We start from the raw sequence: 15,465 nt of genomic DNA, 5'->3' as shown, positions 1-15,465 counted from the left end.
ACGTGCACTACAGGCTGGACGGCGGCAAGATTCAGACCGTTTCAATCCACGCTCCCGCGAGGGGAGCGACGTTATGCGCCGGCTGCTTCGTCCAGACCCACACCGGTTTCAATCCACGCTCCCGCGAGGGGAGCGACATCGTATCGGCTGTTTCCGCTACGTCGCTGAAGCCGGTTTCAATCCACGCTCCCGCGAGGGGAGCGACGAGAGCGGAAAGGCCCCAGGTTAGGAAAGAGCAGTTTCAATCCACGCTCCCGCGAGGGGAGCGACATGGCGGTGGCGCTAAGAACAAGGGACGCGAAAGTTTCAATCCACGCTCCCGCGAGGGGAGCGACATGGCGGTGGCGCTAAGAACAAGGGACGCGAAAGTTTCAATCCACGCTCCCGCGAGGGGAGCGACGAGCGCGGAACCGCATCCGCCCGCCGCTCCCATCAGGTTTCAATCCACGCTCCCGCGAGGGGAGCGACAACCGTGCTTACAAACACCTGTTCAAAGGTCAACAGTTTCAATCCACGCTCCCGCGAGGGGAGCGACGAAGTCATTGCCTAAGCTGGTTTGGTCTGGATAGTCAGTTTCAATCCACGCTCCCGCGAGGGGAGCGACCGCCATCTGCGGAACAGGCTTGCTGTCTTCGAGCGTGTTTCAATCCACGCTCCCGCGAGGGGAGCGACCCGACTCGAAACCGTACTGCGACGGGTCGAAGAGGTTTCAATCCACGCTCCCGCGAGGGGAGCGACCATCTCCGGGATTCGGCGTATCGAAGTTGATCAGTTTCAATCCACGCTCCCGCGAGGGGAGCGACAGGTATGGACGAAGCTTCCTGTCACTGTGCCGGAAGTGTTTCAATCCACGCTCCCGCGAGGGGAGCGACTTCTCCGGCGCAAATTCTCCGACACGACGAATCATGTTTCAATCCACGCTCCCGCGAGGGGAGCGACATAACCTGAGCTGCATGCTCTTCGTGGCGGATTAGTTTCAATCCACGCTCCCGCGAGGGGAGCGACGATACATCACAGTCCATCGAGCGGCGCATTGTAGGTTTCAATCCACGCTCCCGCGAGGGGAGCGACATTCCGCCGGTCGCCCTATCAGGTCTGCGGACAATTGTTTCAATCCACGCTCCCGCGAGGGGAGCGACAGTACGCAGGATCTCCGGAAAGTCCGAAACCATGCAGTTTCAATCCACGCTCCCGCGAGGGGAGCGACAGTACTCGCCATAGATCGAGGCGCCGAGCAGCTGTTTCAATCCACGCTCCCGCGAGGGGAGCGACTGGGCGAGTCGGCCTCGCTTCCCAGCTACAACTATGTTTCAATCCACGCTCCCGCGAGGGGAGCGACAATCAATCCCGTCTATGCGTTCCCACATAGGTTGTTTCAATCCACGCTCCCGCGAGGGGAGCGACGCAACTCAACGTCGCAGTCGAGGTGTCCTCATACTGGTTTCAATCCACGCTCCCGCGAGGGGAGCGACGTGCACTACAGGCTGGACGGCGGCAAGATTCAGACCGTTTCAATCCACGCTCCCGCGAGGGGAGCGACCGGCGAAGATCTTTCACTCTGCTGATGGCCCATGTGTTTCAATCCACGCTCCCGCGAGGGGAGCGACAGCCGCGCCGGACACTACCCCGGAACCTGTGTTGTTTCAATCCACGCTCCCGCGAGGGGAGCGACGTACTGGTTGCTACCCGTTGTGGCGTAGTCACTGGTTTCAATCCACGCTCCCGCGAGGGGAGCGACGAAGATCGCTCGTTCCCAGGACCCGGCGGTCTATGTTTCAATCCACGCTCCCGCGAGGGGAGCGACGACAGTAGCTCATTCTGTGCTTGCATGGTTTGCCAGTTTCAATCCACGCTCCCGCGAGGGGAGCGACCCCAATAAGTGTTGCCATCGTCTATAACATGCAAGTTTCAATCCACGCTCCCGCGAGGGGAGCGACGTGTCTCGATCTCAACGTGGCTCCACGAGAGGCAGTTTCAATCCACGCTCCCGCGAGGGGAGCGACACCGGACAGATCACCGTAACGGGTACGGTCATTGCGTTTCAATCCACGCTCCCGCGAGGGGAGCGACCGCCGTCTACGCTCCATGTGACCCCAGTATTTGTCGTTTCAATCCACGCTCCCGCGAGGGGAGCGACCGCCGTCTACGCTCCATGTGACCCCAGTATTTGTCGTTTCAATCCACGCTCCCGCGAGGGGAGCGACGTAGTACGTAACTCCCGGAAAGACCAAATCAAGGAGTTTCAATCCACGCTCCCGCGAGGGGAGCGACGTGCAGTGGACGTATACCGGCAACGGTTCAATGACGTTTCAATCCACGCTCCCGCGAGGGGAGCGACTACCAATTCGGATGAGGATTACGAATTTATCGTAGTTTCAATCCACGCTCCCGCGAGGGGAGCGACGGCGCGCAGGAGTCGGCATTGATGGGGGTACTAGGGGTTTCAATCCACGCTCCCGCGAGGGGAGCGACACGCACCTATCCGGAGACTAATCAGCCTGGCGCTCGTTTCAATCCACGCTCCCGCGAGGGGAGCGACATTAGCTGCAGCAGACGCAATCATTGCAGAGTTGTTTCAATCCACGCTCCCGCGAGGGGAGCGACATCGGTGACATCGTGCGATGGACACTAGGTTTAAAGTTTCAATCCACGCTCCCGCGAGGGGAGCGACTGCCTGTGATCGAACATCTGCTTGACAAGGTATCGGTTTCAATCCACGCTCCCGCGAGGGGAGCGACTCGGTTGATATATATAACGCGCGTGCGTGCGCAGTAGTTTCAATCCACGCTCCCGCGAGGGGAGCGACAAAGAGCCGAAAGACATGACGCTGGAGGAGTTGGAAGTTTCAATCCACGCTCCCGCGAGGGGAGCGACCGCGTCAGACCGCTCTCGCCCACGTCGGTACTTCCGTTTCAATCCACGCTCCCGCGAGGGGAGCGACGGTAAAAAGGCAGTTCTTCTGCAGAAACCATCAAAAGGTTTCAATCCACGCTCCCGCGAGGGGAGCGACACTTCCGGGCCAATGACCAACAGCAAGATGATGAGGTTTCAATCCACGCTCCCGCGAGGGGAGCGACGTTGATTTGATATGTGTCGTCACCGCAATAGCTGGTTTCAATCCACGCTCCCGCGAGGGGAGCGACGTGCTTGCAGTCGTGCTGGCAAAGACAACCGCAATGCTGTTTCAATCCACGCTCCCGCGAGGGGAGCGACGAGATGTTGTTGACTGTGTTGAAACCCAATCTAGCGTTTCAATCCACGCTCCCGCGAGGGGAGCGACGGTATGTGATTGTTGACGATTTCTTTTCATCTGGGTTTCAATCCACGCTCCCGCGAGGGGAGCGACGTCGCTTCTTCTGATAACCGCGAATGTGGCCGATGTGTTTCAATCCACGCTCCCGCGAGGGGAGCGACCAGTTGCTGTCTGGAGTACAACCAATTCCGGCATTGTTTCAATCCACGCTCCCGCGAGGGGAGCGACGAACAGTCATTAGTGACCTTATCCGCGCAAGGATAGTTTCAATCCACGCTCCCGCGAGGGGAGCGACCCACAGGTAGCGAAGGCATGGAGCACCAATCACTGTTTCAATCCACGCTCCCGCGAGGGGAGCGACAGAACAGCGTCACGCCTTGCGTAGCGTTGAAATGTTTCAATCCACGCTCCCGCGAGGGGAGCGACCGTTTGCTTTGAATAGCGACGGTAGTAACAGCGGCGTTTCAATCCACGCTCCCGCGAGGGGAGCGACCTCGCTGATACATCGGGAGTTATTCCGGTAAATCAGGTTTCAATCCACGCTCCCGCGAGGGGAGCGACGTAAACTCGATTTCTCCACCATCGCCAGTCGGTGGTTTCAATCCACGCTCCCGCGAGGGGAGCGACCACCGATGCCGTGCGCGGGATGGCCGGTGTCCGTGTTTCAATCCACGCTCCCGCGAGGGGAGCGACAGCGTAAACTCGATTTCTCCACCATCGCCAGTCGGTGTTTCAATCCACGCTCCCGCGAGGGGAGCGACTTTGGAGCCTGACTCACGGCCTGATCACTGGGCTGTTTCAATCCACGCTCCCGCGAGGGGAGCGACGCCGTATTGATCGCAGACAAAGGAAAAGGAGCATTGTTTCAATCCACGCTCCCGCGAGGGGAGCGACGGCGGCAACTTTCAATCATCAGTTCCCGCAACAGTTTCAATCCACGCTCCCGCGAGGGGAGCGACTTCGGTTTTTCCAGTGTTTCCATAGGCTCTCCTGTTTCAATCCACGCTCCCGCGAGGGGAGCGACCTCCTGAGCAATAATTAGAATTGGGGACTGGTGACAGTTTCAATCCACGCTCCCGCGAGGGGAGCGACCTGATCCCTTGCTCTTCAAGTGCATCAGGTGCATGGTTTCAATCCACGCTCCCGCGAGGGGAGCGACGGCTGGCATCGTGACTGTGATCGGCGTGGTTACGGCGTTTCAATCCACGCTCCCGCGAGGGGAGCGACTGCGCAGGATGTTGTCGCAGCAGCTCGCAAGCGTGTTTCAATCCACGCTCCCGCGAGGGGAGCGACAGTAGCTATGGCCACTCGTGAAGTCAATCTCGGGAAGTTTCAATCCACGCTCCCGCGAGGGGAGCGACCGAAGAAGTATGGGTCGGAGGCAAACTCGAATGGTTTCAATCCACGCTCCCGCGAGGGGAGCGACGGAGCGCCTGCTTTACGCCCTCCAGCCCTTCGATTCGTTTCAATCCACGCTCCCGCGAGGGGAGCGACACAGCCAGATGCTTCAGGCCCGTCGACGATAAGTTGTTTCAATCCACGCTCCCGCGAGGGGAGCGACGGAGCGCATACAGCTGCCTCATCGTAAGTTTCCAGTTTCAATCCACGCTCCCGCGAGGGGAGCGACTGCGCTCCTGCACGTTCTCGATAGTTTGCAACTTGTTTCAATCCACGCTCCCGCGAGGGGAGCGACTGAGCTAATCTTTCCGTCTGTGCGTGTGCTCACGTTTCAATCCACGCTCCCGCGAGGGGAGCGACGGCTGCGTCCTTGCCCACAGCCTTAGCAGCGCGTGTGTTTCAATCCACGCTCCCGCGAGGGGAGCGACGGGTACACATCGGCAAGTCATACAAGCGGCTGTTGTTTCAATCCACGCTCCCGCGAGGGGAGCGACATCCGTCTTCCGTAAACCATCCATGAGCGATGCCGTTTCAATCCACGCTCCCGCGAGGGGAGCGACCGCAGACAGGAGAAATCCTTCTGTCCGTTGGATTTATGATGCCATATTTGCGGAAAGGCATGGTCCGGCGCTGACGGGATGGGGGAATCAATGGATGCCACACGATAATCCTCATGGAATCAATTGTCTGGCGGCAGCGCGGAGGTCGCGGGAATCCGCTGCATGCTTCGGGTTCGCGCAGGACCATTGCCGCACTTTGATGATGCAGAGCGATATTTACGCGAGATATTTACCGGTCACAACGAATTACAGAATGAGCGGGCCTTCCGGATCGTATGCAGGTTTTGCGCCGACGTGCTCGACGCGGCGTTTCCATTCGGCTCCCAGAAAATAGAAGCGCAGGCTGTCTTCCTCAGAGTTGGCTTCAGAGAGCAGTCCAGCCCGGAGCACTACCCATTGCGACGGATCGACCAGGCATTCAAAGACCGAATTCTGTACGCGCTGTCCGTAATTTTCGCACAGCCGCGCCACGCGCCGCAGTCTGCGCTTTCCTGCATCGTCGCGCGTCGACACGTCGTAACTGACCAGCACCATCATCGGCGGCTATCTCCAGAAGAATGCGGGATAGGCATCCAGTCCTCCCCGGATGTAACGCGCAAGAAGCAAAGCCTGGACGTAAGGGATCAGGCCGATGGGAATGCGCTCTTTGAGGAAGGGATGTTCGATCTCTTCCTGTTTGCGCGTTTGCCATGCAGCGATGACCTGTTTGCGGGTCGTCTCGTCCATCACGATGCCGCCGCCGTCCTGCTCCTGAAAGCCTGAGGCCTGGATCTGACGGCGGTTGATCAGCGTCAGCACCAGACGGTCGGCAACGGCGGCGCGCAGCTCTTCCATCAGATCGAGCGCCAGGCTGGGGCGTCCGGGGCGGTCGGTGTGGAGGAATCCCACAGCGGGATCGAGGCCGACCGTCTCCAGCGCCGATTCGATGTCGTGGCGGAGCAGAGCATACACAAACGACAGAAGCGCATTAACGCGGTCGAGAGGCGGGCGTCGCGAACGGCCGCCGAAATGAAATGCTTCGCGGTCGCCGCCGATGACATGATCGAAGACGGAAAAGTAGATTTGCCCGGCGAGGCCCTCGTGGCCGCGCGCTAGGTCGACGGAGAGAGCACGCGAGCCTTCCAGTCCAGCCCAGGTGAGGCGGGTTGCGGCTTCGCGCAGAGAGAGCTGCCGCGATTCGTCATCCGTTTCACGGGCGGCGCGCAGCAGTACGACGCGACTGTTGGCGATCTTCGCGGCGACGATGGCGCGTACGACGGCCAAAGCGCCATCGACGCCATCGGCCATTCTGTACTGCTGGCGGCGCAGCAGCACATTGCCGGAGACCGGTCCGGTAACGCGCGCGAGAAAGCGGCCGTATTCGGTGAGGAACGAGATGCCGACGCCGTGCTCGCAGCACAGGCCCAGCACCGGTGGGCTGCAGGAGACCTGTCCCCAACAAACCAGACCCTCGAGCGTGTGCACGGGCACACGCAGTTTCAGATCCGTACCCACTTTGATGGCGACCGTCTCGCCGTCGCGGTGCAGATACGATCCCTGAGTCAGAACGTGCAGCGTGTTGAGCAGTTTCCGCATAATATGCCTGTTGCAGTTACAAATCCTGCTTCAGCGAGCGCAGCTGCTGCGACAGCCAGTGCGCTGCGCCGGTTTGCGTTGCGGTCGCTTCCGGAAGGCATATGTTGATCAGCGAACAGCTGCGGCAGTATGGTCCGGGCTGCGCGGGCGGCGTAATGCGCTCGCGGTAGAGCCGGTGCATGGTTGCGGCGAGCTGCTCGGTGCGCTCACGCAGCTGTGGCGTAAAGGGGATTTCCAGCCGGCGGCGCGGATCGCCGTAGAAGATGGCGCCCGCGGGGATGGAGGCGCCGAGCATCTCTTCGAGGCAGAGCGCCTGGGCGCAGAGCTGAACGGCGTCGCAGTCGTCGGGCTTGCGCTTGCCGCGCTTGTACTCGACGGGATACGGCTCGGGGCGGAACTCGACCACATCGGCGCGGCCGGTGAGTCGCAGTCGCCGGCATTCAAGCCACATGCCGCGTACGGTGCGCACGCTCTCGCGCCGGGTCTGGCCGGGAAGGTCGACACGCTCGTGGAGCAGGCGGCCTTCCGCGGTCAGGCGATTCTCCTCCCATGCCTGCTCCAGATGGATGAGCGCCCACTGCCGGGGACAGAAGGCAAGATGCTGCAATCCGCTGAGCGGCAGCGCGTCCTCCTCGGACTCCGCTACGGCAGGGGCAGCGGTCACAGATATCGCCAGGCAGTGACGCCGGGGATGGGCTGCGTTCCGTCGTCGGGCGCATGGAGATGCGATTCGTATTCGGAAAAATGGCGCGGGGCTCTGACGCTTCCGATTTTGACGGTCTCCAGAACTTTGTGGGCGGGCGCGTTGCCGAGTTTGCTGTCGTGCTCGAAGAGGAAGAGTCCGCGCACGGACATCTCACCGCGCGAGGCGGAGCGGTCGTGATCGAAGAGATGCTCCAGCGCTTCGAGGAGGACGCCGAGGTCGTGTTTTGTGAAGCCGGTGTCGGTGGCGAGGAAGGGTGAGACGAAGCCGTGCATGCGATATAGCCCATAGGGGATGCCGTGCTTGCGACCGATCTGTCCGCTGCCTGCTTTGTCTTCACCATCTTCGCCGGTCACAGCCTGCTGTCCGGCATCGGTGGCGTTGGTGAGCGCGACGCGGGTGATGGTGTGGGCGATGCTCATGACCGGATCGATGGAGCTGGCGAAACCGAACTGCACCGGGCCGCGCACCTGGCCGCAGTTCCACAGTTTGGTTGCGCCCTTTGCTTTTTTGCCGGCGTTAGCTGCGGCATCCGCTTCGCTCTCGGCTTTGCCGGTGGTCATGACTGCGCCGAAGGTGCGGACGTCGTAATAGTTCTGGCACATATAGGTGCGGGCCTTGTCGATGGACTTGCCGTCGGGCTCGATGCCGAGTGCTTTATGCGCGTCGCGCTGTACGTTGGCCAGAATGCCGCGCTCTTTCACGAAGATGTTGTGCGGCGGAGCAAACTCGCGCGTGAGGCCGACGTAGTTCCGGATCTTGCGCTTGATGCACACGTCGGTGACGAGGCCGATGCCGGTTTCGGGATCGACACGCGGGGCGTTGTCCGCGTCGGGGTCGCCATTGGGGTTGCCGTTCTGCACGTCGAAGAGCAGAACGATTTCATAACGCTTGTCGAGAGGCTCGCTGGCAGAAAAATCGGGACGGCTCACTGGATGTTCTCTCCTTCGGAAGTGTCTGTGGTCGGTTCGGTCGCGTCATTTTCTTCCTTTTTGTTGCTGCGGAAGAAGGACTGGCGCTGATGGTAGTAGCCGAGAGCGAAGCGGCCCTGCTCTTCGAGCGTGAGCATGGCGGGGAAGTTGTCGATGCCATCGACGATGCCGGTGATCAGGCTTTGATAGAAGCCGCCTGCCGGGCCGAGTTTGCCGAGGTGGTTCTGCGACAGCCGGACAAGCTGCGGAAACACGGTGCCGGGCCGCGTGGAGGCGGCTCCGAAGTAGCGGTCCACAAGCGTGCGGTTGAGATTGCCGCCCTGGGCGCGGCGCTGCAGCTGCTCATATGTGGAGAGCAGCCGTCCGAGCCGGTAAGGGGCGTCAGTGGATTGAGCGTCAAGGCTCATGAGTGGAACCTCCTTTTGTTGATGGCTGGCGAAGAAGAGCTGGAGCAGTGCGGCGCGCTCCGGGGTGACTTTTTGTTCGGCGCGATTGCGCTGCACTGCCGCGGACAGCACAAGCTGCGGCAGCTTTTCTCCAAAGAGAATGCCGAAGAAGACTTCGCCAGCGAGCCGAGGCGGCAAGCGGTCGAGCTTGCCCTGCAGAACCAGCGAGCGCAGCAGGAAGCCGAGTGGTTTGGGTTCTCCGCGATCGCCTTCCAGGCGAATGGCGTCGAAGTAGCGATTAAGGTTTTTCTCCAGATCGCTGAGCGTTCCCGTGTGCATGCTGCGCAGCATGGCGCGCCCCTGCGCTCCGCTGATGATGAGGCAGAAGAAGCGCTCGTTTGCACTGCTCGAATGCTGCCCGCGATGAGGACTGTTCAACAGATCGCGCACCTTTTGCGGCGAGTACATCAGCTCGCTCAGGAGGCTTGTAAGCTCATCCTGCACATTGGCCCAGTAGACGGCGGTGGTGTCGCCGGTGAGCCGCACGTTCTGCGGCGTGACGGGGTCACCGGTGCGCGCGCTGATATACCGTGAGTTGATGAGGCGGCGCAGGCCCTCGACATATGCGGTCATGCACTCGCGGCAGATGGGGGCGTTGTCGTTTCGTTCGAGGCCGTACTTCTCGAAGGCTGCGCTGTTGAAGGTGACAAGTGAGACGCCCGATGTTACGGCGCCCGCTATCTGCAATGCGTCGTGCTTGTCGACAGACGGGCGGCTCTCTCCGCAAAGGAGGCACTGGCGCGTTATGGCTGCATTTTCCGTTGTGCCGGAAGCGCCGCGCTGCCGCCACCATGTACGAAGCGTCTCGTCATCGTGCAGCATCGCGCCGTCCACGCGAAAGGTCAGCAGATCGTTGCCCGCATAACCTCGCTCCGCAATTTCAGAAGCACATCGTTCGCGCTCCGCATCATTGGCGAGAAACTTCGATACCGCTTTACCGGCCTCGCTCTGCGCGGACTCTGCGGCTTCATTCAGAAGGTCGGCAAACAGTTTGCGGCGTGCTTTCAAATCCTCCATCGATCGCTTATCGTCCGGTTCGGCGCCAAGCACGTACTCGGATTTGTCGACCAGAAAGTCGGGGACGGCTTTTGAAGTACGGCCCATACGACGTGGAATCCCATACATCGACGCCTGGCGCTTCGGCTTTCCTTTTTTGCCTTCGGGCAGAGGCACTTCCTGTTCGGTATCGCGCAGCGACAGATAGCTGCCGTCCTCGTCCAGAACGATGATCCAGCGCACCGGTTTGCTTTCAAAGGCAGGGTCGTCGACCAGGCCTTCGCGGCGGGCGAGCTCGCGCAGTTCGTGGAGAATCACAGCGCCGCTCCTGCCGCTGAGATCTGCCATGCGGGGATGCGCATGACACCCCGCTCCAGGCGGGCAGGGAAGAAGCGCGCCTGGTTCTGTGGGCCGAAGTCGATGTCGTGCAGCATCCAGCCGAGCTCGCGGGTTTCATGCGCGAGCGGCGCGGGCGTGCCGTCCCAGAACTCCACGGTGGCGGGGAACTCGCGGCAGCCGAGATACGGCTGATAGTGCTGCTGCCCGATGTTCATGCGGCGCACGAACATGGCGCGGAATTTTTCGAGCGAATCCTCATCTCCGGCGCGCGGGGTCAGGTGCATGCATGCGGTGACGCCGTAGTCGACCTCGCGCAGGGCGAGCGTGTTGCGCTGGGCGCGGTCCTCATCGGAGAAGAACTCGGGCAGCGGCTCGCCGCCGCGCGAGGCGCGGAGAGCGTTTTGCGTCGAGACGCGCGAGTTCACCTCGTTGCGGCGGAACTCGATCCAGCGCACAGGCCGGAGCAACGCGATGGAGGTAATCTCCCAGCGGATGGCGGGCTTCCACAACACGGCCTCCAGCACGCCGCGCGCTGCCGAGGGAGTCATCAGCTCGTAAGACAGACGTTCTGTTGAAAATTCAGGGCGTGTGAAGCAGGCCATACCGCCGCGGATACGGAGAGAAAATTCCTGAGTTGGCATAGGTCTCAGGAGCAGTGTCGGAGAAACAGCATGCCGTGGCTAGTGGCAAGTTATATACCGATTACTTATGTGATAACATCATTTACTAAGTCCTGGATAGCTTTCAGCCAACGATATATGCCTCCGGCTCAACCCGCTCTCCGCCCTGCCAGCCGAAGCCGAAGCGGAGATCGTAGACGCCGACAACGCTTTGTTTGAGCACCCACGATGTGCCTTCATTTGACGAGCCTTCTTTTTCTGTCCCGATGGCGTCGCGGCCGGACAGCAGCGCTTCCAGCACGCCGAGGCGCTGCAGGCGGGCGATCTCCTGCGGCTGGAGCGAGACGGTATAGCGCTGGAGACGCCGGAAGGCTTCGCGCATCTCTCCGCCATGGCGGGCCTGACGCAGCTCCCGCACGCGGGACCAAGCATCTCCATAGTCGGCGACGACCGGCGTGCCGGAGTCTTCGATCATGCGGAAGCGGGAGGCGACTTCGGGGAAATTGATCTCGCTTTCATACGGCAGTATCTTTTGGGAGTCGTTCCCATCCTGACCGAGACCACTCATCAGTGCTTTCGCATACTTAGGGAAGAGATCAGGATCGCAGAGATCGGGCAGATCCTTGCGGAAGAAGTCGAGAGCTTCTTCGAGACCGCGCTGTAACGACTTAGCGGGCGGCTTCGAAGGCGCGCGAAAGACGATGAAGCGGCCCGGCTGGGGCAGGCGCATTTCGCGGTTGCAGCGGCCGGCAGCCTGGGCCAGCGTTTCGAGGCCAGCGAGAGCGCGGAAGACGACAGGGAAATCGAGATCGACGCCGGCCTCGACCAGCTGTGTTGCGACGAGGCGGCAGGGCTCTCCGTTCTTCAGTCGATCCCGCACGTTTTCCAGGACTTCGGTGCGGTGCTCGGCGCACATGCGGGCGGAGAGATGCAGGCACTCAGGTCCGAGAAGGCGGGCAAGCTCCTCGGCCTCTTTTCTGCGATGGAGGATGGCGAGGACGCGGCTGTGCTCTCCCACGGATTCCGCGAGCTGGTTGAGAGACACAGGCGTTTTGACATCGCCGAGCACTTCCATGCGAAAACGGTTGGCGATGACGGGGAAATGCTGCGCGTAATCGGGCACAATCTCGCGGATGGCCTGCTTTGGAGCTGGAGCGCTTTTGGCGCGCATGATGAGCCTGGGCTGCGTGGCTGTCGAGTGAACGACGCTGGTGTTGAAGTGCTCCGTCAACAGATCGAGCGCCGAGTGGATGGGGCGCAGCAGATGCTCGGGGAAGGTCTGCACCTCATCGAGGAAGATGACGCTGCGGCCGATGCGGTGCAGCTTGCGGCAGCGCCTTTTGTCGTTCGCGTAGAGCGTCTCGAAGAGCTGAACGCTGGTGGTCACGATGACCGGCGCGTCCCAGTTTTCGCAGGCCTGGCGGTTGCGGTCGGTCTCGCCGTCGGGATCGATACTGGAGTGATGCTCGACGACGTTCTGCTCGCCGAGAGTCTCGCGAAATACTTTGACTGTCTGCTCCAGAATGGACGTGTAAGGGGCGACGAAGATGACTCGATCAAGGCCATGCGCAGCGGCGTGACGCAGCGCAAAGGCGAGACCACTGAGAGTCTTGCCGCCACCGGTGGGCACGGTCAGCGTGAAGGGACCCGGTGGCAGATTCGCTGCATCGAGGCATTGCCGCAGAACTTCTGCGCGCATCCGGTTCAGAGCGGAGCCGGTATGCGCGAGGGCCTGCCGGGATCTGTCGAGGCATGCTGCTTCCACCGCAGAGGCCAGATCGGGGATGGCGGCATATGCAGTGTCCCGCTTCGCGCCTTTGTCCCATTCCTCCGTATCGAGAGAGTCGGCATCGACGAGCGCGGAGAAGAGGAATCGCGTGGCGAGCGCGAGGTATAGTTTGTCTTCTGCCTGGTTCGGAACCGGCGGAACAGGGGTCTGCATGAGGTCGGCAGGCAGACCGTCCTGAAGCGCGTCGCGGAGCAGAGCCGCGCCGGTATTTTCAATAGCGCTTTCAAGATCGCCGATTGTTTTCAGCCTGCCGTGGTGCGCCTGGACGGCGAGCGCGATGGGCGCGGCATGGAGACCGGCCCGCCTGGCGTGGGCTGCTCCCACGATGGCATGCTGAACCCGTCCGGCAGATGAGGGAGCTTCCGGCTCGTTGGATGCCTCGGAGTTTTGAGCGATGTATCTCTGAAAGCGCAGCTGGTATTTGCCGGCGTCATGCCAGAGTCCGGCGAGCCGCGCATGCGGCTTCCAGGCTTCGGGCGCGAACTCTGCGGCTTTGGCTGCGACGGTTTCCAGATGAAGCCGGAGCTCCTGCCAGGTTTCTTTGCCCGGATCGTTCTGCCGGGAGTGCGCGTAAAAAATCATGGCTTCATCCTGATGATTGACGTTGGTCTCTATAAGTCGGCTTGCACGCTATGCAATTGTTAAACGCAGGCGCCGCCAGGGTCTTGTAAATATTTATATTGCCTAAAGTTAGCCGATTGTCTGTCCGTCGTCCGTACCTACCGCACATGAAGCTATGCTATGTTGCCCCGATGGAACAGGGATCGGCACAACATTTTTCTGCACTCTGAAAATCTGTGACTTAGAGACTGGTTTCCGCCCGTTCCAGGACTAGGAAGTTGACACGACAGTGCAGAATGGGGCGAAAATAAGGCAAATATACCGCTATGTCGTCTGCCCCCACAATCCGGCTCCAGATCGAAGCAGCACGCAGTGCCACGGCCTGCGCGTCAAACTCATCGACGTGCAGAGCAATCTCTCCAGGGCGTAGCGGGTGAGAAGAAGCTGGTAGTCGGTTTTCTCTGCTCGGGAGCGTGTCAGAAGCCGAGCACGCACTGATGCGCCGATATTGCGGATGTCACGCGGCATCTGCTACGACTGCCTCCACATAGGGCCGCATGATTGTCCAGACACGGGCCTTCTTTGCATACTGCCAAAGTTGATCCGGTGTACATTTGCGATGCCGGATGCCTTCACGCAGCCCTTCCATTGCAATATCGACACCGATCTTATTGCGGTACCGGAAGCAATCGACGATGGTGCGCGTGGGGTTTGTAATGAGGACTTCGTGAGATCGGATAGGGTACCGTTCCACCCCCTCCGTCATTGCCCATCCGCTAAACCGAACGAATCGAATTGGAGGATAGTTGATTGTTGATTTCCATGCGGTACGTTCGATGGCCATCCATACTATAGAAGGCATCTGAAGCGTGAGTTCATGGAACTGGAGAGCGGAGATGAGGCAGATGATTCCTTTCGGCACGAGTACAGCAGCTTCGGTAAGCGTATGAGCCGTGTCAATGGAAACGTCAGGAAGTTGGTAGAGGCCGCGTGCGGGTCGGACGATCTGGTTATTCCTGACAAGACGGGCCAGGGTCTCCGGCTCGATATTTTCCGCGATGAAATCTTTGAGGCGCAGCATTCCCCGGGTTTTTAGGAGGTCGAGAGCGCGAGTTCCCTGCGTAGAGGCCATGTGACAAATCCTATGCTTATATCAAATACAGCAGGGGTTTAGTCACAGCATGCGAAGCCATGGAAATGGGCACCTGTCCCGACAGGGATACCCTGTCTATAAGTCCAAAACGCGGATTGGGTCAATGATTCAGCTACTATGCGGCAGGCTGAACAATCTCCAGACGAAACCCTGTCAGCAGCAAATTCGAGGCATTGCAGACCTCGCAATCACACAAATTTGCGGTGAACATTTGAGGAGCAGTTTTTTTGTTCGTTACGATTGCTGAGATTTGTACCGATGCATTCTGCTTCTCAGCGGTGCGTTAGGGTTGCGGTTTGGGGTGAAGCTTTCACGGCGATAACACGGGTTCAAATCCCGTCGGGGACGCCAAATAAAATAAATGATTTAGCAGAATGATAAAGATCAGGTGATTCTCTGCGGTGACGCGGTAGTGACGCAATAATCTGGTCAGAAGGGGCGCGTGCAGTGGGAGCGTATGCAACGGCTCATCGCTGGCTTCCTCCGGCCCATATCTGCCACCCCTATCCTTCGCGCCATCTGCCCGTCACGACCTGATTCCCAGGCAATCTCCACTCTCCCTTCGCAATATAGTGTCCTTTGCCATCGCACACTTGCATGCAGCATTATGCGTTTCTCCGAAACATGCTTAAGCAGTTCCTTCCGGGCAGGCCTCGGTTCCCTCGCCAACAGTGCATTGAGGTTCCCTATACTCTCCGTGATGAAGTTGCGGATGTCCGCCAGATGAGCCTCCACGGAATTGTCTCCCTGGGCCAGAAGCTGATCGGCGATATCGCGCAACTGCTGCAACGCCAACATCAACGTCAATGGAAACCGGCCCGATCCAACGCGCGGCAATGTGAAGCCGTACAGTTCTGTCTTCGACTCCTGGTTTGACGGGCTCGAGGTCAGCTTCGTGGAGCGGCCTGTATCCTGGGGCTTGGTGCGCATCTCGTATACGTGGTCCCAGGCAATCGACGACGTAAGCGAGTTCTTCTTCAGCTTCCGATCAATAACTTCAACTTCCGCGTCGATCGCAGCCGGTCGGACGACGACCAGAGACATCGTATAGTCTTCGGTGCAGGCCTGACCTCATCCACAAAAGCGAATGCAGCAGCCGGGATTCGCTGGATGCTATGTCTCGTATGGAAGGCAGAGAGC

General features: G+C 60.0%; 9 protein-coding genes and 1 CRISPR repeat array (1 of these 10 only partly in view). All 9 genes read right to left on the bottom strand.

The window, feature by feature from the left end:
• A CRISPR array of direct repeats spans positions 1–5,211; the repeat unit is 32 nt; unit sequence GTTTCAATCCACGCTCCCGCGAGGGGAGCGAC; it reaches 1,300 nt to the left of the window's first position.
• 246 nt (positions 5,212–5,457) lie between these two features.
• Entirely contained in the window at positions 5,458–5,748 is a 291-nt protein-coding gene (cas2, locus tag D0Y96_RS18220) for a CRISPR-associated endonuclease Cas2 (protein WP_117302861.1), read from the bottom strand.
• Positions 5,749–5,754: 6 nt separating this feature from the next.
• Positions 5,755–6,786, bottom strand: coding sequence for a type I-C CRISPR-associated endonuclease Cas1c (gene cas1c / locus D0Y96_RS18215; protein ID WP_117302859.1), 1,032 nt, complete (start codon positions 6,784–6,786; stop codon positions 5,755–5,757).
• A gap of 16 nt (positions 6,787–6,802) precedes the next feature.
• Positions 6,803–7,450: a CRISPR-associated protein Cas4 gene (gene cas4 / locus D0Y96_RS18210; RefSeq protein WP_117302856.1), complete on the bottom strand. Its 648-nt coding sequence runs from the start codon at positions 7,448–7,450 to the stop codon at positions 6,803–6,805.
• A complete protein-coding gene (cas7c, locus tag D0Y96_RS18205) occupies positions 7,447–8,421 on the bottom strand; it encodes a type I-C CRISPR-associated protein Cas7/Csd2 (RefSeq protein WP_117302854.1) in 975 nt (324 codons plus the stop codon). The genes cas4 and cas7c overlap by 4 nt, the downstream gene beginning before the upstream one ends.
• Positions 8,418–10,181: a type I-C CRISPR-associated protein Cas8c/Csd1 gene (gene cas8c, locus D0Y96_RS18200; RefSeq protein ID WP_158562475.1), complete on the bottom strand. Its 1,764-nt coding sequence runs from the start codon at positions 10,179–10,181 to the stop codon at positions 8,418–8,420. The genes cas7c and cas8c overlap by 4 nt, the downstream gene beginning before the upstream one ends.
• Positions 10,178–10,843, bottom strand: coding sequence for a type I-C CRISPR-associated protein Cas5c (gene cas5c, locus D0Y96_RS18195; protein ID WP_117302850.1), 666 nt, complete (start codon positions 10,841–10,843; stop codon positions 10,178–10,180). Before cas5c ends, cas8c begins: the two co-directional genes overlap by 4 nt.
• A 103-nt stretch (positions 10,844–10,946) precedes the next feature.
• Positions 10,947–13,193 (bottom strand): CRISPR-associated endonuclease Cas3'', encoded by a 2,247-nt coding sequence (locus D0Y96_RS18190; protein WP_117302847.1) that lies wholly within the window; start codon positions 13,191–13,193, stop codon positions 10,947–10,949.
• 496 nt (positions 13,194–13,689) lie between these two features.
• Positions 13,690–14,304, bottom strand: coding sequence for a type IV toxin-antitoxin system AbiEi family antitoxin domain-containing protein (locus D0Y96_RS18185; protein ID WP_117302845.1), 615 nt, complete (start codon positions 14,302–14,304; stop codon positions 13,690–13,692).
• A 450-nt stretch (positions 14,305–14,754) separates the two neighbouring features.
• Positions 14,755–15,369 carry a hypothetical protein gene (locus D0Y96_RS18180; protein WP_158562474.1) on the bottom strand — a complete coding sequence of 205 codons (615 nt, stop codon included), beginning with the start codon at positions 15,367–15,369 and terminating at the stop codon, positions 14,755–14,757.
• Positions 15,370–15,465 lie beyond the last annotated feature (96 nt).

This window comes from Paracidobacterium acidisoli (genome assembly GCF_003428625.2).
In the GTDB taxonomy this organism is placed as follows: domain Bacteria; phylum Acidobacteriota; class Terriglobia; order Terriglobales; family Acidobacteriaceae; genus Paracidobacterium; species Paracidobacterium acidisoli.
The sequence above is the reverse complement of the archived record's forward strand: the minus strand, read 5'-3'. Positions and strand labels throughout refer to the sequence as shown.

Excerpts from the sequence above, each read along its gene's own strand:
- cas2 (WP_117302861.1), bottom strand. The coding sequence starts at position 5,748 with ATGATGGTGCTGGTCAGTTACGACGTGTCGACGCGCGACGATGCAGGA.
- cas1c (WP_117302859.1), bottom strand. The coding sequence starts at position 6,786 with ATGCGGAAACTGCTCAACACGCTGCACGTTCTGACTCAGGGATCGTAT.
- cas5c (WP_117302850.1), bottom strand. The coding sequence starts at position 10,843 with ATGCCAACTCAGGAATTTTCTCTCCGTATCCGCGGCGGTATGGCCTGC.
- D0Y96_RS18190 (WP_117302847.1), bottom strand. The coding sequence starts at position 13,193 with ATGATTTTTTACGCGCACTCCCGGCAGAACGATCCGGGCAAAGAAACC.
- D0Y96_RS18185 (WP_117302845.1), bottom strand. The coding sequence starts at position 14,304 with ATGGCCTCTACGCAGGGAACTCGCGCTCTCGACCTCCTAAAAACCCGG.
- D0Y96_RS18180 (WP_158562474.1), bottom strand. The coding sequence starts at position 15,369 with ATGTCTCTGGTCGTCGTCCGACCGGCTGCGATCGACGCGGAAGTTGAA.